General features: G+C 57.7%; 20 protein-coding genes and 2 pseudogenes. 9 read left to right on the top strand and 13 right to left on the bottom strand.

Going from position 1 to position 25,997, the window contains the following annotated elements; translation table 11 throughout:
- Positions 1 to 106: 106 nt before the first annotated feature.
- Together JOH52_RS25310 and JOH52_RS25305 are read left to right on the top strand one after the other, a co-directional pair.
- On the top strand, positions 107 to 952 hold the full coding sequence (locus JOH52_RS25310) for a 2OG-Fe(II) oxygenase (RefSeq protein ID WP_014530610.1): 846 nt from the start codon (positions 107 to 109) through the stop codon (positions 950 to 952).
- A 252-nt stretch (positions 953 to 1,204) separates the two neighbouring features.
- Positions 1,205 to 1,801, top strand: coding sequence for a class I SAM-dependent methyltransferase (locus JOH52_RS25305; RefSeq protein WP_013850926.1), 597 nt, complete (start codon positions 1,205 to 1,207; stop codon positions 1,799 to 1,801).
- A 161-nt stretch (positions 1,802 to 1,962) separates the two neighbouring features.
- Here the strand turns inward: JOH52_RS25305 and JOH52_RS25300 are convergent, their stop codons facing one another.
- Genes JOH52_RS25300 through JOH52_RS25275 form a run of 6 tightly spaced genes read right to left on the bottom strand, consistent with a single transcriptional unit; the run spans position 1,963 to position 7,648 of the window.
- The gene (locus tag JOH52_RS25300; protein ID WP_013850927.1) at positions 1,963 to 2,646 is read right to left on the bottom strand and encodes a polysaccharide deacetylase family protein; all 684 of its coding nucleotides are present in this window, start codon (positions 2,644 to 2,646) and stop codon (positions 1,963 to 1,965) included.
- 2 nt (positions 2,647 to 2,648) lie between these two features.
- Positions 2,649 to 3,602, bottom strand: coding sequence for a glycosyltransferase family 2 protein (locus tag JOH52_RS25295; RefSeq protein WP_014530612.1), 954 nt, complete (start codon positions 3,600 to 3,602; stop codon positions 2,649 to 2,651).
- A gap of 15 nt (positions 3,603 to 3,617) precedes the next feature.
- Positions 3,618 to 3,881 (bottom strand): phosphopantetheine-binding protein, encoded by a 264-nt coding sequence (locus JOH52_RS25290; RefSeq protein WP_014530613.1) that lies wholly within the window; start codon positions 3,879 to 3,881, stop codon positions 3,618 to 3,620.
- A gap of 50 nt (positions 3,882 to 3,931) precedes the next feature.
- Entirely contained in the window at positions 3,932 to 5,158 is a 1,227-nt protein-coding gene (locus tag JOH52_RS25285) for a pyridoxal-dependent decarboxylase, exosortase A system-associated (protein WP_014530614.1), read from the bottom strand.
- Complete coding sequence (locus JOH52_RS25280; RefSeq protein WP_014530615.1) at positions 5,155 to 6,747, bottom strand: acyl-CoA ligase (AMP-forming), exosortase A system-associated; 1,593 nt, start codon at positions 6,745 to 6,747, stop codon at positions 5,155 to 5,157. The genes JOH52_RS25285 and JOH52_RS25280 overlap by 4 nt, the downstream gene beginning before the upstream one ends.
- 13 nt (positions 6,748 to 6,760) lie before the next feature.
- The gene (locus JOH52_RS25275; RefSeq protein ID WP_015008469.1) at positions 6,761 to 7,648 is read right to left on the bottom strand and encodes a hypothetical protein; all 888 of its coding nucleotides are present in this window, start codon (positions 7,646 to 7,648) and stop codon (positions 6,761 to 6,763) included.
- A gap of 188 nt (positions 7,649 to 7,836) precedes the next feature.
- Between JOH52_RS25275 and JOH52_RS25270 the strand changes: the two genes are divergently transcribed.
- The 5 genes and pseudogenes from JOH52_RS25270 (at position 7,837) to JOH52_RS25250 (ending at position 14,487) form a co-directional block, all read left to right on the top strand.
- Complete coding sequence (locus JOH52_RS25270) at positions 7,837 to 9,066, top strand: glycosyltransferase family 4 protein (protein ID WP_014530617.1); 1,230 nt, start codon at positions 7,837 to 7,839, stop codon at positions 9,064 to 9,066.
- A complete protein-coding gene (locus JOH52_RS25265) occupies positions 9,038 to 9,940 on the top strand; it encodes a glycosyltransferase family 2 protein (RefSeq protein WP_014530618.1) in 903 nt (300 codons plus the stop codon). Before JOH52_RS25270 ends, JOH52_RS25265 begins: the two co-directional genes overlap by 29 nt.
- Positions 9,941 to 10,179: 239 nt before the next feature.
- Positions 10,180 to 10,532: pseudogene (locus JOH52_RS35255) on the top strand (putative Ig domain-containing protein); the annotation flags it as partial.
- Between the two features lie 660 nt (positions 10,533 to 11,192).
- Entirely contained in the window at positions 11,193 to 12,980 is a 1,788-nt protein-coding gene (locus JOH52_RS25255) for a type I secretion system permease/ATPase (RefSeq protein WP_017266752.1), read from the top strand.
- A 250-nt stretch (positions 12,981 to 13,230) separates the two neighbouring features.
- Positions 13,231 to 14,487: an HlyD family type I secretion periplasmic adaptor subunit gene (locus JOH52_RS25250; protein WP_017266753.1), complete on the top strand. Its 1,257-nt coding sequence runs from the start codon at positions 13,231 to 13,233 to the stop codon at positions 14,485 to 14,487.
- A 237-nt stretch (positions 14,488 to 14,724) separates the two neighbouring features.
- Here JOH52_RS25250 and JOH52_RS36825 read toward each other — a convergent pair.
- The 3 genes and pseudogenes from JOH52_RS36825 to JOH52_RS25240 form a co-directional block, all read right to left on the bottom strand.
- Positions 14,725 to 14,890 (bottom strand): annotated as a pseudogene (locus tag JOH52_RS36825) (AsmA family protein); the annotation flags it as partial.
- A gap of 141 nt (positions 14,891 to 15,031) precedes the next feature.
- Entirely contained in the window at positions 15,032 to 15,772 is a 741-nt protein-coding gene (locus tag JOH52_RS25245) for a sulfotransferase family 2 domain-containing protein (protein ID WP_014530622.1), read from the bottom strand.
- A gap of 335 nt (positions 15,773 to 16,107) precedes the next feature.
- Complete coding sequence (locus JOH52_RS25240; RefSeq protein ID WP_014530623.1) at positions 16,108 to 17,913, bottom strand: ABC transporter ATP-binding protein; 1,806 nt, start codon at positions 17,911 to 17,913, stop codon at positions 16,108 to 16,110.
- 351 nt (positions 17,914 to 18,264) lie between these two features.
- On the opposite strand from JOH52_RS25240, the gene JOH52_RS25235 reads away from it, so the two are divergent.
- On the top strand, positions 18,265 to 19,593 hold the full coding sequence (locus JOH52_RS25235) for a polysaccharide pyruvyl transferase family protein (RefSeq protein WP_033045838.1): 1,329 nt from the start codon (positions 18,265 to 18,267) through the stop codon (positions 19,591 to 19,593).
- A gap of 66 nt (positions 19,594 to 19,659) precedes the next feature.
- Here the strand turns inward: JOH52_RS25235 and JOH52_RS25230 are convergent, their stop codons facing one another.
- The 3 genes from JOH52_RS25230 to JOH52_RS25220 form a co-directional block, all read right to left on the bottom strand.
- On the bottom strand, positions 19,660 to 19,956 hold the full coding sequence (locus tag JOH52_RS25230) for a hypothetical protein (RefSeq protein ID WP_014530626.1): 297 nt from the start codon (positions 19,954 to 19,956) through the stop codon (positions 19,660 to 19,662).
- Positions 19,957 to 20,124: 168 nt separating this feature from the next.
- Complete coding sequence (locus JOH52_RS25225; RefSeq protein WP_017272405.1) at positions 20,125 to 22,158, bottom strand: acyltransferase family protein; 2,034 nt, start codon at positions 22,156 to 22,158, stop codon at positions 20,125 to 20,127.
- A gap of 112 nt (positions 22,159 to 22,270) precedes the next feature.
- Positions 22,271 to 23,260, bottom strand: coding sequence for a KpsF/GutQ family sugar-phosphate isomerase (locus JOH52_RS25220; protein ID WP_014530628.1), 990 nt, complete (start codon positions 23,258 to 23,260; stop codon positions 22,271 to 22,273).
- Between the two features lie 274 nt (positions 23,261 to 23,534).
- Here JOH52_RS25220 and JOH52_RS25215 point away from each other — a divergent pair, with 274 nt between their 5' ends.
- A complete protein-coding gene (locus tag JOH52_RS25215; protein ID WP_013850945.1) occupies positions 23,535 to 24,272 on the top strand; it encodes a hypothetical protein in 738 nt (245 codons plus the stop codon).
- On the opposite strand, the gene JOH52_RS25210 is transcribed toward JOH52_RS25215, so the two are convergent.
- Positions 24,248 to 25,885, bottom strand: a complete 1,638-nt coding sequence (locus JOH52_RS25210; protein ID WP_017272404.1) for an ArnT family glycosyltransferase — start codon at positions 25,883 to 25,885, stop codon at positions 24,248 to 24,250. The two genes, JOH52_RS25215 and JOH52_RS25210, sit on opposite strands and share 25 nt — an antisense overlap.
- Positions 25,886 to 25,997: the final 112 nt, after the last annotated feature.

Raw genomic sequence — 25,997 nt, 5'->3', positions numbered from 1 at the left:
CGGGTGGCACTTAAGTTGATCCCTTGCCGATTGTCCCGCGCATGGCTGGCCATGTAGATTCGTCCGGCCTAAATACGGGTCCACCTGGTTCTCCTTGGGGGATATCATGGTCTATCTGCATGAAATGGATGAGAATAACGGGCTGATTGCCGGCGACATCGACCGCGACAAGGGCAGCGAACTCCGCGAGAGCTTTCAGAGTGCAGACCCTTTCCCGCACATAGTGATAGAGGAATTCCTGCCGTCCAACGTGCTTGAGATTTGTGTCAGGGATTTTCCTGCCGGGTCCGACGTCGCCGAACAGAAATTCGACAGACACCAGGAGCGGCAGAAGGAAAGTTTCAACCCAGACATCCTCCCGCCTTCCACACGACAGATCTTCTACTCGTTCAACTCGCGCCCATTCATCCGCGTCATTGAAAACATTACCGGATTAAAAGGTCTCATTCCGGATCCATATTTTGCCGGCGCAGGCCTCCATCGCATCCATCAGGGCGGTCACCTGTCAATGCATGCTGACTTCAATCATCACAAGCCGATGAATCTGGAGCGGCGCGTCAATGTGCTGATCTACCTCAACAAGGACTGGCGAGCGGAGTATGGTGGCCAACTCGAACTGTGGGATCAGGGCATGACCAGATGCGCCCAGTCCATAGTTCCGGTTTTCAACAGATGTGTAATTTTCAATACGACCCAGGAGAGCATGCACGGAAATCCGCAGCCAATCAATCATCCCGAGAGGGTCCCTCGAAGGTCGATTGCGCTCTACTATTACACCTCGACTTGGGACGAGACGAAGCGGGACACAACAACACAGTTTCGGGTCCGTCCAGGTACGACCGACCGCGTGGATTGGCGGACCAAGATCAATGAAGTGGCCGTCGAACTCGCCCCTCCGGTGGTGATCCGCAACTTCCGTCGCCTGAAGAAGCATCTGGTCGGCACACATTGACGCCAGCCGGAGATCGGTCCACGTGTCATGATCGGCTCCGATGCTGGCGCCGCACCAGTGAAGATGAGTACCGCTATGCTATTCTACATGTAATTTGCAGCACGATAGAAGGGTCGTTCAAAGATAGCACCGTGCGCGGAGCGGGCGCCGGACTCGATACGGCTTCCTCCCAGCCGTACCAAGATGAGACGGGGACAAGCCCGCGGAAGCGCTGTATCGTGCCGCTAGTTGAGCTATACCAGGGGGAGACCAGTGCTCACGGTCCTTCGACACTCGGCTCGGCGTGCCGCAAACCATCTGCAGGACTTGTGGCTCGGCATTTCGACAACTGGAACAGCCCCTGCGGAATTGCCGGGACACGTGTATTACGCGACGGTCACCTACTCTTGCACGCGATCCGTCCTCCGGAAGCTGAACCTGACGGAGGCAGACACGTTCGCAGACGTTGGTTGCGGCAAGGGTCGCGTAGTGTGCCTCGCGGCCAGGCATAAGATACAGCGGGCTATCGGGATCGAATATTCGTCAACGCGTGCGGATGTCGCCAAACGGAACGTGGCGCGACTTAGAGGGCGAAGAGCGGACGCTAAAATCCTTTGTCAGGCAGCGGAAGAGACAGACTATACAGACGTTACGGCGCTCTACTTCTTTAATCCGTTCGAACCTCCCCTACTGGACTCCGTTCTCAACAAGATTCGCTCTGATAGACAGGGCAGAGCTACGCGAATGGCGTTCGTCATGGAGAGCGTGGGGCATAAAGAGGTGTTTTCTCGTCATGAATGGCTTACCTGCTGCGAGCGGTTTGAGGACGGAGACAAGCACATCGTTGCCTTCTATCGGACCCCAAAATAACCTGTTGCGGTGAATAGCTTGCTGAGGTTGTTCTTTCTTCGTAAAAAAATGAACGGCTGACGTGTGGCCCGGCATTTCGGGCACGCATATTGAAGATTCACCTCATGCTGAATGGCAAGTTTCAGCACCGACATCGCGGGCCGCTCATATTGACCTCGCGGCTAAACCCATCTCTTGATGGCCATGGCGGCGGCTCGGCGGAGCCATCGCAGATTGGACATTTTCCCAGACAATATCTCTGTAAGTTCGCCGTCCAAAGTATCGTGCCGGATTGAGGTTCTCGGCCTAAGAAAGGCAGTTGTTTGCATGCAGCCTCCATCGCTCGAATAGGCAGCTACGTAGCCGGCTCTTTGCAATGCCGCCAAAACCGCGGCATTGTAGCGCCCGAATGGTATCGCAGCGCATCGAATGGGCTCGCCGCATATTCGCTCCAACGTCGCCTTCGACGCATTCAGCTCGTTGTTGAGTTCTCTCGCAGACAAACTGGTCCAATCGCGGTGAGCAATGCCGTGGCTGCCGATGCGCATGCCCATCTGCAGGAGAGCTCGGATGTCCTCGGGACCGAGCGATCCCGGATCGCCGATGCGCCCCGTCAGCACAAAGAATTCGGCGCTGAGGCCGCGCCTCTGCAATTCCGGGACCGCGATCAAGAAGTCGGAGATGTTGCCATCATCGAATGTGATGAACAGTCGCTCGCGGTCGGAATGTACAGCGATACGGTCGAGCACATCGCGGAAGCGGTCAATGCCGATCCAAAAAACATCCTCAAGCGGATCAAGCACGCGGTGGGGCGTTCCGATGCCGTGGAAATTTAGAACACGGAATTTTCTCGAGGCCGTCGGCATTCTCAGCTCTGCCGTTTTGTCAGGAAGTACGACGCTGGCCTCAAGGGCATCACAGCGCTTTGTAGCGCCGCCCTATGGGCCGATCCGCGCCAGCACCTGAGGGCCTGGCCAAAAGCTATGCCCAGCCTGAATAACGACGTCGGCAAAACGCCGTGATGGCGCCTGTAGTAGCGGATCCTATTTGCCGTGAGCAGCGCGAACAACCGCGGATCGGTTCCGCTGCCACCACCAGTATGTGTGACCTGCGAGCGCGGCTCATAGACAATGTCGAAGCCGGCCTCGCGGACCCTTCTCTGATAATCTACCTCCTCACTATAGAGAAAAAACGATTCGTCCCAGTCACCGACGACGCGCCGCGCCTTAGCTGAAACCAACAACGCCGATCCGGTTGCCCACTCTATCAATCCGCTACGATCATAGCTGTTTGATTGGCCGACAATCTCGCCCCAACCGAGCCCGGCGGCGAGGGTTCCGCCCAAAACGGCATCGGCCCATGCCGTACATAGGGACGGTTCGCGCCGCAGGGTCGGATCGGTCGTTCCATCCTCCCGGAAATTTCTGGGAACGGCAATGCCCACGGACGCGGTTGCGGCACGCTCGACAAGCGGTCTTACCGCGCCTGGGTAGAGCCGAAGGTCGGGATTGAGGATCAGCATATCGGAATCGGAATCTGTGGTCGACCCAGCTGCATTGATGGCCGCCGCATAGCCGGCATTTCTACCCATACGTATCACTGCCGGCCTAACTGGGTGCGATTCTGCCAGCCCAGCCGTGTCATCCACGGACTCGTTGTCGACGACGATGACCCTGACATCGTCGATGCCTTTCAGACCTGCCGGCAGAGAGTCGAGTAATGCAGGAAGGGCGGAAGCGTTGTTGAAGGTGACGACAACAACAGACAGGGGACAGGGCTTCCCCACACGCTTGCTGCCGATCTTTTGCTGATTTCTCACCACGCTGAGGCCCCCTGTCTACTGACGGCGATTGCAGTCGACGTATCCGGCAAGCGATCCCACGGTCTCGAAGACTTCAGCCGTAAACTCGCTATCATCGATCTCGAATCCGAACCGCGATTCGATCGCCATGGCCAGGTTGAGTACAGCAAATGAGTCCAGCTCGGGTATACTACCGAACAAGGGTGTCGAAGCGTCCGCAATCCTGCTTGCGTCTTCTATACCAAGCGTCTGAATGATGATGTCCTTCACCTCGTCGAGTGTTGATGTGCTTGAGTTCATGACGTTCGTCTGCTCCCTAAAAAAGCCAAATGGGGCATAAAACCTGGCGCCTAGGCGAGAATCTCCACCGGAAGTGGATGCCCGAGAAATGCTGTCGGGCTGGCGGTCAGACCGTAAGCACCTGCTTGAAACACGACCAAAAGGTCACCGATATCTGCGCGCGGAAGTGTGATATTGTCGCCCAGCATGTCGAGCGGTGTGCAAAGGCAACCAACGACCGAGACGTTCTCGAACTCGGTCTCCTTCATTCTGTTCGCGACAGCGATCGGATAGTTTCGGCGAATGACTTGGCCGAAATTGCCGGACGCGGCCAATTGATGATGAAGACCGCCATCGACGACCAAATACACTTTTCCACGTGACACCTTGCGGTCGACAACGCGCGTGACATAGACCCCAGACTCACCGACAAGATATCGCCCGAGTTCGATGACGACGCGAGCGTCGGGAAGATTCGGGCGGACTGCGCACTCCATCAGGTCACTCAGAGTCTCCCCGATGGCAAAAAGGTCCAGTGGACGGTCCTTTTCGAAATACGGAATCCCGAACCCACCGCCAAGATTGAGGTAGCGGACCGGCCACGGGCATTCTCCGGCAAGCCTAATCAGGAGTGAGACATGCTTTGCCAAGGCCTCACAAAGGATGTCTGCATGAAGGTTCTGCGACCCGGAGAAAACATGAAAACCGAGAAAGTCCAGCTCTGCGGCTGCAAGCTTTTGGAGCAGCGACGGTATCTCCTCGACGTCGATTCCGAACTGCTGCGGCCCGCCACCCATGCGCATTCCGGATCCTTTGATTTGGAAATCAGGGTTGATCCGTAAAGCAACGCGCGGCCGAATTCCAAGCCGGCTGCCGACCTCGACGACGCGTGCGGCTTCGGTTGGGGATTCGATTTCGATAGTCACGCCGGCGGCGACCGCCTGGGTGAGTTCGACCATAGTTTTCCCTGGCCCCGCGAAGCTGATGTGCGATGCCGGTGTCGGCGTATCAAGCGCCGTCTTCATTTCAGTCGTCGATGCAACGTCGAAGGCATCGACCAGCCGAGCCAAATGCTGAACGACCGCAGGCATGGGATTGGCTTTCACCGCATAGCTCAAATGAATGTCCGAGGGCAGGACAGAGCGAAGGAACTTGACACGCGATGTAATCAGTTGGCGATCATAGGCGAAGAACGGTGTGCCACCGACACACTCCGCAAGCCGGTTGATGGGAATGCCACCTACGGAGAGCCAGTTCCCCACAACGTCGTACAGTGCGATGGTCGGATGCGAATTCACGACGCTAGCAGCTCCCGCAGCAGGACGCGATCGAATTTCCCGTTAGGCGTCGTTGGAATGGATTTCATTTCGACCACCGTCGAAGGAACCATGTACTGTGGCAACTCGTGCCTGAACTCAGACAACAGGGCCGAGATGTCGAGCGGCCCTTGGCCTATCGCGCTCGCCACCAAAACGATGCGTTGCCCCAAAACCGGATCTTCGACACCAAGCGCGACGGCGTCGCGGACCAGGGCTGTGCTATACGCAACCTCTTCGATCTCTGTCGGACTGACGCGATACCCGGAGGTTTTGATCATCTCGTCCCTACGCCCGACAAAGAACAGGAACCCCTCCTCATCGGCCACGACCGTGTCCCCGGAAAACACAGCTATCTCGGGGGCACGCCAGCCGGCATCACGGCCCGGCATCGGCCGGAATCGTGCCGCCGTCCGCTCCGGATCGTTCCAATAGCCCAATGCCACTAGGGGACCGCGGTGCACAAGTTCGCCTTGTTCCCCGGGATCACAGCGCGACCCGTCCGGTCGCAAGACCAGGATTTCGGCATTGGGGATCGCTTTGCCGATCGAGTCTGGCCGGCGGTCGACTTCGGCCGGATCAAGATAAGTCGAGCGAAAGGCTTCGGTGAGACCATACATCAGGTAGGGCAGCGCCTTCGGAAACACAGCGCGTAGCCTGTCGAGCGTAGTCTTCGGCATTCGCCCCCCGGTGTTCGCGAAATAGCGTAGCCGCGAGGCAACCTCGGCCGGCCACTCCAGGTTCGCGACCTGAATCCAGAAAGGAGGAACACCGGTAATTCCGGTAACCCGGTGTTTTTCGCAGAGCCGTACAACATCGCCAGGCAGGAGATAGTTCATCAGCACGACATGCGCGCCGGCGTTGAATGCCGTCGTCAGCTGGCTGAGCCCCGCATCGAAGCTTAACGGTAGGACGGAAAGGATCGTGTCGGCTGGGGAGTTCTGCAGATAATGGCTGACGCTCTCTGCGCCGACGATCAGATTGCGATGACTGAGAACGACCCCCTTGGGTTTACCCGTGCTACCAGACGTGTAGAGCATCGCCGCCATCTCGGAGTCGACCGTACAGATCCGGGGAAGCTCGACATTGCTATCAGCAAAAATTTGCCTCCAGTGGCGCACCTGGCCGCCAGGGAAACTGATCGCATCACTCACGCTGGACCTTTCGTCGACAAGGATTACCTGGTCAATCAAACTGTTGCTGCTTAGATGATCTTGCAGCTGCGCCAGACGGTCGGCGGAGGTCACCAGCACGCGCACGCCGCAATCGGCCAGGATGTAGGCTACCTGTTGCGGCCTTAGGAGCGGGTTCACCGGCACAAAGACGCCGCCCGCCGCAGCGGTGCCGAAAATGGCGACCACCGTTTCGACACGTTTTTCGAGCAGAATCGCCACCCGATCGCCGCGACGCAGCCCAGTTGCTGTCAGGCCAGAAGCGAATCCGCAAATCAGCCTCCAAAGCTCGGCATACCTATAAGTCGTGTTCTTGTAGGTAAGAGCAGGAGCTGCCGCGTGGAGCAGCGCTGCGTGGTGAGGCAAATCGGACAGGTTGACCTTGATTAGTGGTTGCATGTGCGTCTTCCAGTCACCACGGCACGCATGTGAGTTCGCTGTAGAGATAGTCGATTTGGCTGGCTTGTAATCGGCTGCTCCGGAACATCTTGGGACGTGGCGAACGAAGCGCGACGGAGAAGCGCGGGCACCAACCGGCCACGCGTTCTTCAACCAGCGTCGCCACGACTCCGAAGCGAGTAAGGAGATAGCTGTAGACAGGACGGGCGGCTTTTTGAAACAGTTCGGGATTGCCCACGTGCAGGATCGACGCGAACAACGGAAGGCTCTTCCGCCGGTCCCGTCGAAAAATCACATAGCAATATTCATTATCTCGAAGCACAACCAAATGGTGCGCTGCAGCTGCGTGCGCATGATCCCGGTAAATCTCAAGGTCGCGCCCGCGAAGCCTGCATTCGATTGAGGTCGGATCGGAGATTACGCGCGTGCGCGTCGCCCAGCGCGGCCACGGCCAGTTCGGAACCAACATGGTCGCCGTATCCAGGTGCTGGAAGTTGAGGCGAGCATTCAGCGAGACGACGTTGCCGCTAGGCGACAAGTCGGTAAAGGTGTAGCCATCCTGAGCAAGCACCGCTCTCAGAAGCTTCAGCCCATGCGACCGATATTCCTTGGTTACGCACCATGCGGCTAAGTTGCAGAACCTCTCCAACCGACCTTCAACGAGCCGTTGCGAGTAAAACGCAAGATAAACGCCGAGCACGCGATCTCCACAAACAAGCATGAAGCCGTGGTTGGGCGATGCTACCTGCCATGACGGCTGGATGGCGGCAGCCCATGTTTCCGGTGTGATCCGACTGTTCAACTCATCGTGGAGGAATTGGGCAACCCGGGCCACATCCGCAAAAGTAATCGGGCATGTCTCGATGCTCCAATCGACCCTCTTCAAGTCAGAGTGTGACACACTCCACCTCCCCAGCTACCCGCCCCAAGAACGTGCACGGATTGCGATACTTGATATATCGCTGCTTCACGAGCAAAGGTACTTCGACAAAAGGTGCAAGTCCCTATCCGATTTGGCAACTGGAGGCTATTGATAGCGAAACGTATGGTCTTGCCTGGACGTGATCTGCGGACACGTGGGAGGCAGCCATGCCCATTCGTCACCATATTCTGATCTTGGTTGAGAACCTGCCCGTCCCGTTCGATCGGCGAGTCTGGCAAGAAGCTCAAGCCTTATGTGCGGCCGGCTATGAGGTATCGGTCATTTGCCCCAAGGGAAAAGGCTACGATAACGCCTACGAGGTGATGGGGGGTATTCATATATATCGTCATCGCCTACGGGAGGCGGACTCCACTATTGGCTACATGCAAGAGTATTTCACCGCTCTTTGCCATCAGGTTTACCTTTCATTTCGGATAAGATGGCGTAGGCGGATTGACGTCATACAGGCATGCAATCCTCCGGATTTAATGTTTCTCGTGGCTCTCATTCATAAGGTTCTCTTTGGCACATTTTTCGTGTTCGATCACCATGACTTGGGTCCGGAGCTCTATCTGAGCAAATTTGGCCGAAAGGATTTCCTCTATTGGCTGATGTGCTTCCTAGAGAGGCAAACCTTTCGCATCGCCGATGCAAGCATCGCCACCAATGAAACCTTTCGCGACATCGCCGTGGCACGCGGCAGTATGAATCCCGACAGGGTCGTTGTCGTGAAGAGCTATCCAGAGGCCGCCAAGTTCAAGCGCGCGGCTCCAGACCGTTCGCTCTTTGTCCCCGGAAAGCATCTCGTAGGCTATTTAGGCATCATGGGCGCCCAGGACGGTGTGGAAACATTGCTCCGAGCCATAGCGGAGGTTCTGCATGTTCGAAAGCGTGACGACATCAATTGCGTTATTATCGGCGACGGACCGGAACTCAACCGGCTGAAGGACATCGCCGCCGAACTGGATTTGGGCAGCTCGGTGCGTTTTACCGGATATCTCAGCGGCCCTTCGCTCATCGCGCATCTGTCGGCACTAAGCATTGGCGTCATACCAGATCCGCCCAACGAATTTAATGACAAGCTATCCATGAACAAGGTGTTTGAATACATGATGCTGGGCTTGCCCTTCGTTCAGTTCAATTTGCGCCAAGCGACACGCGAAGCTGGCGACGCCGCCTTGGTTGTGCGGGAGCACTCCCCCCGCGCGCTCACTGACGGCATACTTGCGCTTATCGATGACCCTGAACGGCGCAGGCGTATGGCGTTGTCGGGCCGTGCCATTGCCGAGCGCGAATTTCGGTGGCCCGCCGAAGCCCGGCGGTATCTTGAGGTGTACCGAAACCTGCTCCTGTCCGGATTGAACGTAAATGATCAGCGTCATTATCCCGCATCTTGATCAGCCGGACGCTCTGAAGCAGTGCCTTGCATCGCTTTTCGTTCAAAGACGGCCTAGAGAGCCGGTCGAGTTCATCGTTGTCGATAACGGCTCGAAAATAATGCCGGACGACGTTTCTTCTGCGTTCCCGGGGGTCATCGTTTTGTCGGAGCTAACACCGGGTCCTGGGCCAGCGCGGAATCTGGGCGCCTCGCGCGCCAGTGGCGATATTCTTGCATTTATCGACGCGGACTGCCTTGCCGACGGAGGTTGGCTGTCCCAGATCGAGCAGTGCTTTTCGGAAAACGCCGAGATTGCCATCCTGGGCGGCGATGTGCGAATTGCGTGTCAAGATCCGCGCCGCCCGACGCTGCTAGAAGCGTATGAGAGCGTGTTCGCGTATCGCATGAACGAATACATCGCGAGGCAGGGATTTACGGGCACCGGTAATTTGGCGGTGCGAGCTGATATCTTCGCTGAGGTCGGGCCGTTTGGCGGAATTGAGATTGCGGAAGATCGCGATTGGGGGCAGCGAGCATTGTGGCTCGGTTACCGCACACAATATTGTTCGACCATGATTGTCTATCACCCGGCTCGCAGGAACCTTGCAGAGCTCGCCCGCAAATGGGAGCGGCATACAGCACACGATTTTGTGCGCATGCAGTCGAAACGCGGCTGGCGGCTGCGCTGGATCATGCGCAGCGTGGCCGTCGCACTTTCGCCGGTCGCCGAGGTGGCTCGAATCGGCCTCTCGAATCGGCTGGAGGGCTGGCGCGCCCGGGGGCTTGCATTCTTTGGCGTTGTTTTAATTCGCCTCTATAGGTCCGGGCTTATGCTGGCTCTCGCCTTTGGTGCGAACCCGGCTCGATTGAGCGAACGCTGGAACCGGATGTAGTCCTTCCCGGAAGGGATCCTTTGAGCTTGGCAGATTCGGCGTCCGGCCTTTCGGTCTTGGTGGTATTGCCGAACGGGATCAGAACCGGTCAGCATTCTTGGGACAAAGTTGTTCGAGAGGCTAATAGGCACCTCGTCGCCCACGCGTTAAATATGTGTCGTCGAGATCAGGACCTGCTTGACTCTGTTCGGGGTCCCCCTCGTAGGAATCGGGCGGTTATAACAGCGTATGCGCACCTGGCGGCGATCACCGCCAGTGGTTCTGCCTTACCCTCTTGGCTCTCCTTTAACCCTTCGACCCGGACCTTCAGCGGCACGCCGACATCCACCAATGTCGGTACGATCTCCGTCCGGGGCACCGCCAACGATCTCGGCAGTGTTGCCGCCAGCGCAACCTTGAACATCGGTTTCGACGACGCCGAACGGCGCGCCGACGGCGGTTGCCGATACGGGCGACGCCACCGAGAAGGTCGGCGTTCTCAACGGCTCCGGCGGCGCGCCGGCCACTGGGAACGTGCTCACCAGAGAACACCGATCCGGATGCCGGCGACACAAAGACCGTCACCGCCGTCAGCTTCAACGGCACGGCCGGCATGGCGTCTGCGGTACCGGTGCAGAGCTCGCGTGGAGCCCGGGTGACTGACAGCGGTCCTCGCACAAGTGGCAAAATCCACGGCGCCAAAGTAGTAACGCAAGTTAACGTCTGCAACCCGACGTAAGCGCAAGCTTTTTTCTGCGACGCCTACCGTGGAGCCTCACAGTATAGCCTTTTCCGCGCCGCATTTTGGACATCAACGTTAGTATTTTGCCCCTCACCCGAATTATTTCGCCGTTCGGTTAGAGTTTTCGGCAAGTCAATAAGCTCCCTTAATGGTCGATGCATCTATTTCAACCAACGGTTGCTCTGAATTGAAAGCATTCCAAATGGAGATTATATGAGCTGGAAGTATTCAGAAATGGAGTTATTTTCGGACGCCGCACTTAGGCTGAAGAACTTGAGTTGCCCCACCGCCACCCCAATGGCACACATCGACTTGGAACGACACAGCCTGAGGGTTGGGGGCAGCCATTCCCTGCGGCGGATGAGTATGGCCCTGCGCTTGGACCCACTCGAGCAGTTCCGGCTCTGCCTTCAACCTCCTTCCTGTTGAAAGACACCCAGCCATTCAAGGGGCCATCGGGGCGTTTGGGCTTATTAGGTTGCGCGACGTTGTAGTCGAACGCGCGCGACGGCTTTCATTGGATTATAAGAGATGACAAATCCCTCCTTGCAGGTGCCATCGCCGCTCGCGGGAGCCTTGCGCGAGATCCGTCCGGGCCTCGTAGCGGCCGGCGGGCTCTCACTCTTCGTCAATCTTCTGATGTTCGTGTCTCCGCTGTACACGATGCAGATTTATGATCGCGTGCTGACGAGCCGTAATGCCGTCACGCTCGTCATGATCTCGGTGATCGTGGCTATTCTGCTGATGACCTATGCGGCCCTCGAACATTATCGGGCGCGTATTCTCGTGCAGGCTGGCGTGCGGCTGGACCGGCTCTTGTCCGGCCCCGCATTCGAGGCGGCGCTTTCCTCGGCCCTGCGGGTACGTGGATCGAACCATGCACAGAGCTTGCGCGATCTCGATCTCATGCGCGATGTTCTTTCTGGCGGTGTCACCATGGCGCTGATGGATGTGCCCTGGGCTCCGATCTACCTTGTAATCTGTTTCCTGCTTCACCCATTGATCGGCCTTGTGGCTCTCGTCGGCGCGTTGGCAGTCGTGACAATCGCGCTCGTAAATGAGCGAGCGACGAAGGGCTTGCACTCGCGAGCCTCGCGCACGAACATTCGCGCGATCGAAAGGCTGGGCTCGTCGCTGCGCAATGCAGAGGCAATTCAGGCGCTCGGCATGGGGCGTGCTATCCAGTCACAGTGCACCGGCATCCGTGAGGAAGCGCTCGGTCACTCCGTCAGCGCGGGCGAGCGCGGAGGTACCCTCCTGGCAGTGTCGAAGTTCCTGCGCATGGCCATTCAGGTGGCTATGATCGGCGTCGGCGCTTACCTGGCAATCAACCAGGAAATCTCCGCAGGCGTCTTGTTCGCGGCGTCACTCATCATGGGTCGCGCGCTTGCCCCGATCGAAATCATGGTGGCGCAATGGAAAAGCGTTGTGTCCGCGCGCAGCGCCTATGCGCGTCTCAACCGGCTTTTTGAGGAAAATCCCGCGGTTGTCGGACGGATACGTCTGCCTGACGCCAAGGGTACGGTTTCCGTCGAGAACCTTGTCGTCCTTCCCCCCGGCGCGAACACGCCGGTCGTCATGGGCGCGACCTTCACTTTAGATGCTGGAGAGATCGTTGCGCTTGTCGGGCCATCGGGCTCGGGTAAATCCTCGCTCGCGCGTGCCCTTGTAGGTGCGTGGCCGTCGGCGCGGGGATGCGTGCGGCTCGATGGCAACGATTTGCGCCATTACGATCCGGACCAACTCGGCACTGCGCTCGGCTATCTGCCCCAAGGTATCGAGCTGTTTACCGGTTCTGTGCGAGACAACATTGCGCGTTTCCGAGCGGATGCAGCCGATGCTGAAGTGATCGAGGCTGCAACTCACGCCTCTGCACACGAGATGATCCAACGCCTCCCCAACGGCTATTTGACCGAGATCGGGGAGGATGGCGTCGGACTATCGGGTGGGCAGCGGCAGCAGGTCGGCCTCGCGCGGGCGCTATTCGGCAAGCCCGCCGTCGTCGTACTCGATGAACCTGATGCCAATTTGGACAGCGATGGCAATCGGGCACTGATCCGTGCCATCGAAGGGCTGCGGAGAGCCCGGCGAACCGTTGTGATCGTGACCCACAGGCCGAACCTCCTGTCCGTGGTGGATCGAGTGATCATCATGCAAGAAGGACGGATAGCGCAGATGGGCAGTCGCGACGAATTGCTGCCGTCGCTCGTTGGCGCGAATGTGGCGCCGGCACCGCGGCGGCCTATCCGAGACGAAGGGCGCGTCGGGCCGCCGGCTTCCGCCTCGACTCCTCTTATTCGACCGCCCGTCGATGCATAGTTCACCGAGGCCACCGATGACACCTGATACCCCCAAAAGGACCCCAGCCGGTGGAGAGCTCGTGGCACGTACCGTCAGCTCGATCCTTGCTCGTACCAACGCGTTGGCGCCGACGTCCGCCGTACTCTTGCGAGCAAGACGGGCAACTCGAGCTCCCCTACCAGAGATATTCGCGCCGTCAGATATTGCCGGCCCAAGCCATAAACCGGCACAAGCCAATCTCTCCGGCAACTGGCGCAAGCCCGCTCGGATGGGCTTTGGCATCGTCGTGCTGACGTTCGGCATCTTCGGGGGGTGGGCCTCTCTGGCCAGCATCGACAGCGCTGTGGTGGCTCAGGGTACAATTGTGGTCGAAACCGACCGCAAGGAGGTTCAGCACCTGGCGGGTGGTATAGTGCGCGACGTTCTCGTGAAGCCCAATGCACATGTGACCGAGGGCCAAGTGCTCGTGCGCCTTGACTCCACAGAGGCGCAGGCGCAGGGCGAAATCGCGAGGTCCGCCACCTTCTCGCTGATTGCTGAGCAGGCACGGCTGCAGGCGGAAATGAACGGAGCCGAAATGGTCACATTCCCGCGCGAGCTCACGCGCGCTTCGAGCGGCCCTCTGGCCAAGCGCGCAATGGAAGACCAGATGCGACTGTTCCTCAAGCGCCGCTCGGCCCGCACCAACGACGTTTCCATTTTGAACGAGCGCATTGCCCAATCCGAGCAGAAGATTGAGGCCGTGCAGTCCCAAAGGGAGGCTGTCCGTGTGCAGATCGAGAGCATCACGGAAGAGTACGACAAGTTGGCGCCCCTCGCCGATAAGGGTATCATTACGGCCACTCGGCTGACGGAGCTCAAACGCCAGCGAGCCGATCTCCAAGGTCAGCTTGGTGCGTTCGTTGCCGATATTGCGGGCGAGCGCCACACTATCAGTGAGGCGCGGCTCCAGATCGAACAAGTAGGGCGCAAGGTCTTCGAGGAGGTTTCGGCACAGCTCGCCGAGACCAGCGCCAAGCTCGCCGACGCTGGCGAAAAGCTGCGCGTGGCTGATGACGTGCTCAACCGCACCGAAATACGCGCACCGCGTTCCGGCCGCGTCATCGGCTTTAAGGTTCACACGATAGGAGCTGTGGTTCGCCCCGGCGAGACTTTGATGGAGATCGTCCCTGATGACGACACTCTCATCGTCTCGGCGAAGATGTCGCCGGTCGACATCAACAATGTTGGAGAGGGTCTTCCTGCCGAGATCCGACTGCCTTCGTTCAAGGCTCGATCAACACCAATCGCAATCGGAGAGGTGCAGAGCGTTGCTGCCGATGCGCTTCATGACGAGGTGACGCGTCAGCCTTACTACGAGCTGAAAGTTTCCGTGCAGGTCTCGAAGTTTCCCGACCAGGTTCGAGCGAAGCTGAGGCCGGGCATGCCGGCGGAGGTGATCGTCGCTACCGGTGAGAGGAGCGTTCTGTCCTACCTGACTCAACCTCTCGCGGACGCGTTCCGCCTCGGGATGCGCGAGAACTGAGCCCCTGTGGATTGGCCATCCCCGCACTCGATCTTGGCGATGGCAAGACCGGATGGGAGCCGCCGAGGCGGAGAAGACCGAAAAGCCCCAACGAGCACTACGGACGCGGCCGATTTCTGCGATTCGGGACACCTCGGTGTGCCAACGGCAAAGGATTTCGTGAACAGTCGGGAACACGCATGTCGGCCGGACTTCACCGGCAACCCACTAGTACAACACCTTGGCGGAGATCCATCCGGAAAATCCTACATTGGCGGTTCTCTGCAGCGATTGGATATGGTCCCTGGTTGTGCCGCCGGCACCGGTGACGTCGAACTCGGCCTTCAATGCGCCCTCGAGATGTTTGAAGCCCGCCATATAGGTGAGAAGGTGCGACCGAGATTCCGGAGATGGAGGTCTTCAAGGCAAACAGAATCGAGCCGCAGGCCGCGGCGCCGAAGGTTAGAGCAATTCCCGGAAAAGTGCGCAGCGGTTTTCCGTCCGGAATGGCGGCGATCGACAGGTTGTTGCCCCTTCCGCGCTTCGGCGAAAAGCGGAAATGCTTCTACTCGGGGAAACGATACTTGAAATGTTCGATCTCGGCGCCGAACAGCCGTTCGACGCGTTCCCGGTCGCCGGGTTTATAATAATTGCGAATATCCGGCCTCCTTGGGTTCGCCTTCGCTCTGGTCAGGAATCGTTCATCGAAAGGCAGCCCGAGTCTGTCGCATACGTTGCGTAGATCTTCCGAGAGGCGCTCCTGCCGACCTACGAAATCAACAACAACTTCGTCGTTCTTGGTGTAGAGCTGCCACGATTTCCAATTAATACGCTCTTTCTCAGCTGCACCTGCTTCGATCAAGCAGAGCATTTGCGAGAAGCTCGGCCGGGTATCGGCCTTCCTGTAGTGCCAATTGTAAAGAGAAACAGCCCTCTCGAACGGGTTTCGCACGAAACAGAATTTGAAATACTGTTTCCAGGCAGAGGGATCGAAGGCCTCGATTTCGCTTGCGCTCGAATGATCCGCGAGTCTGCCTGCAAAACGCCGGCTGAGAGCGACACCGGCCAATGAATCGACACTGTGGTTGCGGATGAGGGTTTGGGCGATCTTAAGTGGAGACAGATGGCAGAACATAGCAATCAGCGCCAGCCGATTGGCTTTGGCTCCATTTCCGAGTGCATCCTTCCAGGACCCAAGTTGCAGATCCCATGGTCCGAATTCGCGAGCGAGAAAGGCAGAAACCGTGCTGCCGGCGGTTTTCGGTACGTGGATGAAAATGAACTTGTGGCGATGGGATATAATCACTGCCTGGCCACTCCTTAGCCGGAAACGTCGAACCCGCCCCTCATCGAAAGCGAAAACTGCAGCAAACTCGGGCCGATGCCCCTCGCAATTGCGTCCTATGCATAGCCTCGGCTCCAACTAGTCCCGGCGGCTGGGCTCGAAGGTTTTCCGCGCTGCAGTTGGAATTGAAACTGCCTTTCACTCCCGTGTGTCGGCCCGACCCAATTCAAGTTCAACACTCGACGATCAAGCTAATTCCTAAGGGCGATGCGCAATGAGGAAGCGGGCTGACCCAGGGAGATTGCCGTGTCAGCGGCTCGTCCACCTTCCTCGCCTGTAAGGCCTCGAGCCACCAGCTAAGTGGCATCAGCTCCGACAGTCAATTCCAAAAAGCCACCTTGGATGTTGTGGAGACGAGCGTAAACGCCGTCCGAACGACGCGCGAGTTCCTCGTGCGTTCCTTCCTCGACGACCAGCCCCTCCTTCATCACGACGATCTTGTCAGCATTAACGACGGTGGAAAGTCGGTGAGCGATCACAATGACGGTGCGGCCGCTCATCGCCTGATCGAGTGCCTTCTGGACAGCTGCTTCCGACTCCGTATCAAGAGCCGAGGTAGCCTCGTCCAGAAGCAGAATGGGCGCGTTGCGGACGAGCGCGCGGGCAATCGAAAGACGCTGGCGCTGGCCGCCGGACAGCGTCATTCCTTGCTCGCCCACAGGTGTATCGTACCCCTGTGGCTGCGCGAGTATGAAATCATGCGCATAGGCAAGCCGGGCCGCTTCCTCTACTTCCGCGTCCGTCGCTTCGGGCCGGCCGTAGCGGATGTTATCGCGGATTGAACCTTCAAAAAGGTAAGCTTGTTGTGAGACATAGGCGAGCCCGTTGCGCAGAGACTGCTTGGTAACAGCGGCTATGTCTTGCCCGTCGATCAGGATCGCGCCCGATTGTGGATCGTAGAAGCGTGGAATGAGGCTGATGATCGTCGATTTGCCGGCTCCGGACGGGCCAACGAGCGCGGTAGTCTTGCCACCTTCAGCCAGGAAACTGACTCCCTTTAGGACCTCCTCACCATTGCCATAGGAGAACCGCACGTCTCGAAGCTCGACGGTCGCTTCGCTGAAGGCCAGTTGACTCGCCCCGGGCAGGTCCCGTTGATGCGGAACCGTGTCCAAAATTTCGTAAAGCATGCGGGCGTTGACGGCAGCGCGCTCCAGCGACAGCTGCAGGCGAGCCAGGCGTCGCACCGGGTCGTATGCCAAGAGAAGCGCCGTTACAAAGGCGAACAAGGCACCCGGGGCCACGTTGCTGTAGATGGTGCGGAAGGCCGCATAGGCAAGCACGCCCGAAATTGCCAGGCCTGCAAAGGTCTCCGTCAACGGCGCCGTCCGTTCGCTCAAGCGCGCGATGCGGTTGGCGCGGTTCTCCGCGCCCTTGATTATGCCCTCGACCTTGCGGCCCAACTCGTCCTCCATCGTGAAGGCTTTGACGATGGAAATGCCCTGGATGGTTTCCTGCATCGCGCCTAGCACGCGGCTGTTGGCCTCGACCGCCTCGCGCGTCGCCAGACGCAGCCGCCTGGAAATGTAGCGGAGCCCGAGGAGCAACGGAGGGGCCCCAAAAAAGGTGATGAGCGAGAGCAACCAGTCCTTGCTTATCATCACGCCGACAAGACCGACCAGAGTCAGGACATCGCGGGCGACCGACGTGACGGTCATGTTGAGCACGTCGCGGATGCCGGAGATGTTCTGGTTGATCTTGGCGGTGAGGTGCGCGGAGCGCTTTTCCTGGAAAAAGCCAACGCTCAACGCCATCAGATGCGTATAAAGCCGGCGCTTATAGCTTGCGACAATACTGTTGCCAATTTTCGATAAAGCGACGGCTTGTCCATAAGTCGCCAGGCCTCTCAGCACAAAGGCAGCAAATATCGAGAAGCAGACGAATAGAACGACGTCGCCGCGCTTGTTGGCGAAAGCTTCGTTGATCACAGTTTCACTGATCCACGCCGTGAAAGCCGTCGTTGCAGCCACGACCATCAGGCAGGCAATGGCAAAGGCATATCCGCGGATATGGTCGCGGCCGTTTTCGGCAATGACGCGCCTTAGGATCCCAGCGATCGTTTCAGTATCGACTTCGCGCTCTTTTCGATCCTTGACGTTCAAATAGTCCCGTCCCCGCAATCACGCATGCGTGCCCGTGTACCGGCGCCGTCCCCGGGTCTCTATAGTGCCTTGTGACCGCTTTGACCAGTCATGGGCACCTTCTTGTGGCGGAGCCCAACGGCTCAGCCTTCCAGCCGCCTCCTTTCTGCAACTTCACAGGCTTTCAGTGCGAACGAGGTCGTGAGCCACCCGCTCTGCCATCACTTCCTTTTCAATGTTTTCCGTGCGAGCGGGGCTTCGGCTCCGCGTGAGCGAGGCTTCGGAGGCCCTTCGCAATTTCTTGATGTCGGACTGAAATTTGTGCACTTATACAGGAGTCATTATCCTGAACCTGATCGAAAGCACGAGAATTTGTTCGAGGGGATAAAGTCCGCCATACATTGGCGGTTCGCCAAAAAACTGAGGAATTCGAATCCTGACAGAGCTGCAAGGCATTTAGTTCTGGCAGCTACAGGACGCGGGGCAGACGTTTCCAGAGCGAGGCGCGCTGTGGGATTTCTCGTGGCAGACAAAAGGTACTCGGACGCCCGCACGATTTGCCGGGAGCATATGTCGACAGGGGATCCATCCGGCTTTTGGCGGCATTACGAGAGCTTCGTTGACGAGCTCGCAAGCTCCTGCCGACAGAAAGAAGTGTCTGGCTCAAAAATCAAGATTGCCCTGTTCAACGATACAGACTTCAGGGTCAATATCGGATGCCGACTGACGAGCCAGGGTCTCAAGCAACAAATTCTAGATGCGTTCCCCGCGGCCGAGATTACGTCCATCGGTTTCAACTTCGCAGCCTTCAGGAAGGAATTCCCGAAGTCCACATCCGCTGGAGGATATGAACTCTCGGACATTGAGGCCCGACTTTCCACTGCATATGGCGAAGACGCTGTTGACCATATAGCGGCCGCCGATTTCGTGATCCTTCAGCCAGAGGGATCGTTGGACCACAGGACAACGGCAGAAGGGCTTGCAACCTTCTTCACTCCTATTCTCACCGCCAGGAAGCTAGGGAAGCCATTTGCTGTATTGAACGGAACGATACCTATCTACGAGGGCGAACGATCGGATTATCTCAAAGGGCTCTTTCGCGAACTCGGCCATGTGGCCGCACGCGACGAAATCTCAGCGGAGTATTACGGGATCGAATTTCTGGCGGATGCTGCATTTCTTCGGATATCGCCAGCGCCCGTCGCGGATCGCGATGGTTGCCTGATAACCACCGGCGCCAGAAACAATGCCGAAGAAGACGTTGAAATTCTAAAAGCTGCACTGAAGATTTGCGAGGCGTGGAAGCTTCGGCCTGTTGTTCTTACGCACGCAGTTGAACGATTCTCTCCATATGAGGCAGAGATCATTGCCCGTGGCGGCATTTTTGCTGAGACAGCAAGCATTGAACGTGCTGCCGAGACAATTTCAACTTGCCGACTTCACATCGGCGGGCGATATCATATGGCGATCTTCAGTCTCCTCTGTAACGTTCCTTCTCTCCTGTTCGACGTCAAGACCCACAAGAATCAATGGCTTGAACGATACTCTCCTCTGATAACGCTTGTGCATCCGCACACGGATCTCGACGCCGCGGCAGCCGCGGTGCTTAGCGGTGGCGTATCGCAGGGACATCAGGCATCAACGACCGCGGAGAAATACGTTCATTTCCTGAAACGCGCAGTGGCTGAGCAACCGCTATAGTCGGTCCGTATTCGACCAGACGCTACTGCGGCGAGCGGCCAATGACAGCGGCGCGCGCGTTCCGAACTATCGCCATTGGCGGTAATGCGAGGCAGATATTGGCCTACCCGCAATCGGCGAGATTGTGGTCGTCCGCCCCTCCACCGCCCAGTTCAGAATTGCATTTGCCTCGGCATGCATCTTTGCTCTGATCTCGGCCCGTTCCACTTCACTGGAGACGAATTGCAGCGGTATACGTTCAAGTGCGCTGAGTACGTCCTGCTTGAGGTCGGCATCGGGATCGTCCCTGAGCCTTTTGGTTGCAAGGACTTTCACCAGAAACTCAAGGGTCGCGACCCGCAATCCGTCATCTTCGAAATGCAAACTTCCGCCCCCCGGTGATTGCACCTTGATCGGAGATTAACAGCAGCGCTTGTCAGTGGCAATTCGGATTTACAATACACGAAGTATAAGAATGAACGCGGGGCAATATTCAAAGTTTCTTGGACGGAGAACTGTCTCAAGTGTGGACGAGTACCGGCCGCCGCCCGCTCAGCGATTCGCAGCCTGGACGCTCTCTCGCATCATGCTCAGCACGGGTCGGAAGAGTGCTGAGAGACTTTCCGCACCTTTCGCCGACAGGTGATCTCCGTCCTTATAGAGAACGGTGCCTTCTCGCATAACATGACACCTGGAGGCGTCGCAGATTTCGCTCATCGGATCGACAACCAAGGCTCCGCTCGACTTGGCCGCATCCGCCAAGACCCGCCGGGCCAAGGCTTGGCGCCTGTTGGTGTATTCAACAGAAGGAGCTATATCGAGCGAGCGTCCAGACGCAGCCGCTCGTGCGAGAGCCTCGGGAACGTCGAATCCCATCTCCGGTACATCCATCACAAGAATCGCCTTCGATCCCTGCCGAGCGAGCTTGGTCAAAGTCGCATCAAGTCCCTTCCTGACCGGAATAGACCAATCGGTCCGGGGAGGTGCGACGCCAGGGTCAAAGAAGATGCCCTGACCCGGCAGCTCTTCTCGGTGGACGTACTTAGGCCAATAGCCCACCATGAAAACAAAGGCGAACTTTCTCTTCTCGATTAGCGACATCACTGCAGAATTGTGTTCGATGCATCTCTTGACCGCCCCCGGAGGACCGAAATCCGTATTGGGCAAGGGCGGGCACGATCCGCGCCCGACGAACATGCCCGATATACTCATTTGGCGAGCGGCAAGGTCAATAGCAGGAGCGATCGCAGCGGCATGAGAATCTCCCCACACGAGGAACCGCGGCTCGCCCGCAGTCTCGACTCCGACCCGGCAGATCTCCCCTCTCCTTATCTGAACCGGTGTCAGACCTTCCCCATTTGAATCGGTGAAACACCGGCTCGAGGAGAATGGGCTCTCATCATAGGTGGCTTGGTAAAGCGTTCGGGCCTTTTCGGGCAACCTTTGGGGAATACCTTCCAGGTCATTGACAATGAAGCCGAAGGCGACCGCCGAAGAAATAGCGGCGCTACTCACGCCGATGATCGCGACGCGCGAGGAGGCCAGCACGCCATACCGCGCGGGCTGCTCGACAAACCTCCATGAAATGTATGCGAGCGCGAAGGACATCGCCACGGCGGTCAGCGCCCATCCGGTTGTCAGTTCGTGGCCAAGGCCATAGCGAAGGAACACGATGATGGGCCAATGCCAGAGGTAGAGGGAGTATGAGATGCGTCCGATGAAGACCGAAACGGGATTACCCAGTAAGCGCCCTATCGCTCCGCCTCGACAGTGTGCGTGGATCACAAGGGCCGTACCGAGGCAGGGCACTGCGGCATAAATACCGGGAAAGGGCGTATCAGGAGAATAGACGAAAACGGCCAGGAGAACTGCCAGCAGTCCGAGTGCCGCCAATGCCTGCGAGCCGCGGGCCCCATAAGTTGAGGCAGGAGCAATGGCAACAAGGACTCCGATCAGCAACTCCCAAACGCGAAAATGCAGCAAGTAGAATGCTTTTTCGGGCGAGTGAACAATCCCCCAAGTGCTTGCCCCGAAGGACAAGAGCGCAACTGCCAACACGATTGCACGAATGTGCCTATGTGCGAATTTGAAGGCAAGGAAAACCGCGACGGGAAAAATCAGGTAAAACTGCTCTTCCACCGACAGAGACCAGGTATGAAGCAATGGCTTCATTTCTGAGGAGAGATCGAAATAGCCGCTCTCGCTACGAAACAGGATGTTCGAAGTAAATAAGGCAGCAGATTGTATGCTATCGCCGAAATACCGAAACTCCTGCGGCATGAGCAAAAACCATCCCGCAACGGCCGAAACGGCGATCATCGAGAACAATGCCGGGAAGATGCGCCTCATCCGCCGAAGATAGAACGACCAAAAGCTGAAGCTGCCGCGCTCGAGGTCGGTGAGGATGATCCTCGCCATAAAAAACCCGGACAAGACAAAAAATACATCGACCCCGACGAATCCGCCTGAGAACGAACTGAAGCCTGCGTGAAAGAGGAGCACAGGTAAGATCGCCACGGCTCGCAAACCATCCAGGTCCGGGCGATACTCGAAGTCTCGGTGGATTACTGCCAAGCGCGTTCCCATTTCCGTGATGGACTGCCAAAGCCAACGCGTGTTTTAAGTCCAACTTAGATCGTACGATGTGCTCCCTCGGAGGCTGGCTCGTTAACCATCTCCGGGCGGGCACTATTTGTCCTTAGGCAACGCCGGCACGCAGAAGATCGTGGACGTGCAAGATGCCCGACGGCCGGCCAAAATCATCGACCAGAAACAGCACCGTGATCTTTTGCGATTGCATCATTTCCATGGCCGCACTGGCCAGCATTCCAGGCGTAATCACGCGAGGCATGTGCGACATCACGGTCTCGACGGTGAGGAGCAATAGATTTTGTGACATGTGTCGCCGCAAATCGCCGTCGGTAATGACACCGACAAGCTCACCGTCGCCACCAACGACGCCGACGACCCCGAAACCCTTCGAAGACATCTGGATGACCGCTTCGCTCATCGGACTGCCGATCGGCAAAAGTGGCACAGCCTCGCCCGAATGGGCCAGCTCATGGGCGAGCAGCAACTGCGAACCGAGCTTACCGCCCGGATGAAACGTCTTGAAGTCCTCGGCCGAAAAACCCCTCCGCTCAAGCAAGGCTATTGCAAAAGCATCCCCCACCGCCAACTGCAGCATTGCAGACGTGGTCGGGGCTAGACCATGTGGGCATGCCTCCGGCACTTTCGGCAGAACCACGGGGATCGTGGAGTTGCGAGCGATTGTGCTATCGGCATTCGACGTGACGGAAATGACCGGGACATTGAAGCGCTTGGCGTAAGTGAGTACGTTCCCGAGTTCGACCGTCTCACCGGACCATGAAAGCAGGATGAGCAAATCTTCGGCGGTGATCATGCCGAGATCGCCGTGACTTGCTTCCGTCGGATGCACGAAATAGGCGGACGTACCGGTGGAAGCTAGCGTCGCGGCGATCTTGCGTCCGATGTGCCCGCTCTTGCCAACACCCGCCACAACGACCCGGCCACGCTTGGAGGCGACGAGTTCGATGGCATCGACAAAACTACGGCGGAAGGCCGCATCATCCTCCAGACAGCCCGCCAGCGCATTGATGCCGTCGGCGGCAGTCGCGATCGTACGACTGATCGACGCCAGTATTGGGTCACTTACAACTACGTTCATTTCTTGACTGTCCGAAATTGTTGACGACCCTTTTAAAGGCGTCTCTTACCGTTGAAGTCTTCGAAATCAAATCAAGATGGCTAAATTGTGCGATTCACGGGTATTTCCACGCTTTCTGAAGCGTGGCGACAGAGTATTGAGAAATTGCAGTACCGGCTCACCCCTTCTAGTCGAAGATCCGGCGGCGAATGGACACGTAGCGTGGCTTGTGCGAGACATAAATGTCAGTCCCTTAAGTGAATCTCGGCTGCCCACCTCGTCAATGGAATTCGCGATGACGATTGAACCTGAAGCGCTTGAAAAACTGCGAGAAAAGCACCGCCGCTGGCTCTCGCGACTCGGCATTGTCGACAAGCCGTGGCTGATTCTCGGTTCCGCGCCCTCCCCCACGATTCCGCCGGACCTGATTGGACATTGCGCACGCGTCGACGTCAATAACGCTGGCAAGACGGCCAATGCACTGGGTCTCCCACCCGCCGATTTGACGTTTCGAAAGCGCAAGAAATCGTGGGAAGAGCATCCCTATGTAAGGACGAGGGGCCTTCTATGGCTTCATACGAAGTCTATCTGGGTGATGTACCTGAAACTTCTGGCAATGCCGCATGTTCGCTACAAGAGCCTGATGCGCGCCACCAAAGCTGAGCGCGAAGCGATCGTCAACGCCGTCAGTGGCGGGCTTCCCTCCGATATTGGAGAAGTCGGCAAGGTGACGAACGGAGTTGCCGCCCTGTGCTATGCACTTTTCATGGGAGTGCCGTCCGTGACGCTTGCCGGGTTCTCAGTTACCAAGATGGGCCATTCTTACGACGATAAGGGCAGAATTCGCCGGCAGATTGCTGAAGACACCTTCGTTCTGAGGCGTTTGAGTGATCGAGGAAATGTCTTCACGACGGAGCTGGAACTCTCTGAGCATATCGGCCTCCCTTTCATTCGCGACAGAGAAGACATCATTCGCAACATGGGCGGCGCGATCGGCGCCAACCCGGCTCAGTGGAAGTCCGCCCAAATATAGGCGAAAGTGTATGTGTCGCCCGGGCGCCCGGCGTTGTAAGGAACTGAGACGATCGTCGGCGTTGCGTCGGCAATCCTGGCGGGCATGAGTTTCAGTAGGGCCGTAATGCGAGGAGGAATCGCCTCTCGCCCCTTACCTTCTGCCGACCAGGCCGCCAAGATTCGACCTGGGGGAAGGTGTCTCTCCGCCTCCTGAGAAAATCCGGTTAGGATGATCGGGGTATCGGGAAACTGAATCCTAAGATTACCCGCCACGATCCTGTCGTCGACCACGATGGCCACCGGGGGCGGACCCGGATCAGCGCGCACCGTGCTGGCAAAACCGTTGTAAGGCGTGTGCGCGAAGGAATAATCGCCAATCATTGGTCCTACAAAGACCCTTGCCCACAGCATCACGATGACGCCGACGGAGAGGATGCCCGAAATCGAAAAAAGTGCGGGCAGGCGCCGGGCAGGATCCAGGCCGGCGGCATCGATTTTCAGCGTCAGATAAAGTGGGAGGAGCGCAGTAAAAAGCGCCAACCATTTCGCACGGATGTGGGTCGCATCCATTGCTACCACGATAAACGCTATTATGAGGAAGCAGGCGACAATCATCCTGCCGATGACCCTCGTCCCTAGGCTCTCGGCGCGCAGGATTTTCCCGACATCCGCGTAGAAGAGCAATCCGAAGACGGCAAGGGTCAGTGCGACGCCCTTTAGGGCCGCAACCGCGAGGGAAACAAGGCCTTGGATCGCGTGCGGAAGCCGCGCGCTATCTGCCCCCTCCTTCATCTCAGCGACAGTGACACCGGTGGCATGTCCAAGATTATTGACGATCCAGTAGGCATGGGGTGCCACGATCATGGCGCAAACCGCAACTGATGCGAGCACACGCCAGTCGAACAGATATTTGCGCAGCTTTGCCTCTGGCAGAATGGCGAGCAGTGCCGCCACCGGCAAGATAACGAAATTGTACTTGGTAATCGCCCCGAGCCCCACGGCAACGCCGACAAGCAAATAATGGCCAACCTTTGGTGGGCTCTTTAGCGCACGGAAGAAGCCGTAGAGGAACAGCGACACCGCAAATAACGCGGCGACGGTGTGCGATAAGTCGCGCTGTGACAGCAGGAAAACCGGTGGGAGCGTGAGGACGCCCAGCACCGCCACCGCCGGAACGAGCCGACTGCTGGAGAGAAGGCGCGCCGTGAGCCCGTAGAATAGAAGGAAGAGGAACAGAAGACCGTTTTTTACAATGGCGAGCGACGCAACAGAGATACCAAATAGCGCCACGACTCCATATTGAAGCCAATTGTAGAAGGGTGGCTGGGCTCCGTATCCGAGCAGCAGATATTGTGACAGCAGTGCTTGCTCGGATTCGTCTATCTCAAGCGAGTCCGGTCGAAGAACTTTCAGGATGATGCTCAGCAGGCAATAGCCGGCGATCAGAACGTATAAGAGATCCGGTCTTCGAACCAGGAGACTGCGCATTCTTCCCCCATTGCCCTCGCCCGCATTGGTGGCACTATCGCGGGCCAGCGACAAAGCTACTAGGCGAAGTTCGCGGAAATTGCCAGACGCCCTCCTGTGGACGACGGACAACCAACCACATCGTTCCGCTGCCGCAGGCTTCACGCCGCGGCCTTTTTTGGTTACACCTGGGTTGAGACGCAAATCAAACGTCAGTTGAAATCGTTTCGCCGCTTAGAGGATCAAGCCAGACCAACGACGTTTTGAAGCCTACCCA

The sequence above is a fragment of the Sinorhizobium meliloti genome (assembly GCF_017876815.1).
GTDB classification, from domain to species: domain Bacteria; phylum Pseudomonadota; class Alphaproteobacteria; order Rhizobiales; family Rhizobiaceae; genus Sinorhizobium; species Sinorhizobium meliloti.
Note: the sequence above shows the minus strand (reverse complement) of the source record. Positions and strands in the feature narration are given on the sequence as shown.

Bases quoted from the DNA above. Each gene is read 5' to 3' on its own strand.
- JOH52_RS25255 (WP_017266752.1), top strand. From the start codon at position 11,193: ATGACAAATCCCTCCTTGCAGGTGCCATCGCCGCTCGCGGGAGCCTTG.
- JOH52_RS25290 (WP_014530613.1), bottom strand. From the start codon at position 3,881: ATGAACTCAAGCACATCAACACTCGACGAGGTGAAGGACATCATCATT.
- JOH52_RS25220 (WP_014530628.1), bottom strand. From the start codon at position 23,260: ATGAACGTAGTTGTAAGTGACCCAATACTGGCGTCGATCAGTCGTACG.
- JOH52_RS25280 (WP_014530615.1), bottom strand. From the start codon at position 6,747: ATGCAACCACTAATCAAGGTCAACCTGTCCGATTTGCCTCACCACGCA.
- JOH52_RS25215 (WP_013850945.1), top strand. From the start codon at position 23,535: ATGACGATTGAACCTGAAGCGCTTGAAAAACTGCGAGAAAAGCACCGC.
- JOH52_RS25300 (WP_013850927.1), bottom strand. From the start codon at position 2,646: ATGCCGACGGCCTCGAGAAAATTCCGTGTTCTAAATTTCCACGGCATC.
- JOH52_RS25270 (WP_014530617.1), top strand. From the start codon at position 7,837: ATGCCCATTCGTCACCATATTCTGATCTTGGTTGAGAACCTGCCCGTC.
- JOH52_RS25250 (WP_017266753.1), top strand. From the start codon at position 13,231: ATGGGCTTTGGCATCGTCGTGCTGACGTTCGGCATCTTCGGGGGGTGG.
- JOH52_RS25310 (WP_014530610.1), top strand. From the start codon at position 107: ATGGTCTATCTGCATGAAATGGATGAGAATAACGGGCTGATTGCCGGC.
- JOH52_RS25225 (WP_017272405.1), bottom strand. From the start codon at position 22,158: ATGGGAACGCGCTTGGCAGTAATCCACCGAGACTTCGAGTATCGCCCG.
- JOH52_RS25265 (WP_014530618.1), top strand. From the start codon at position 9,038: ATGATCAGCGTCATTATCCCGCATCTTGATCAGCCGGACGCTCTGAAG.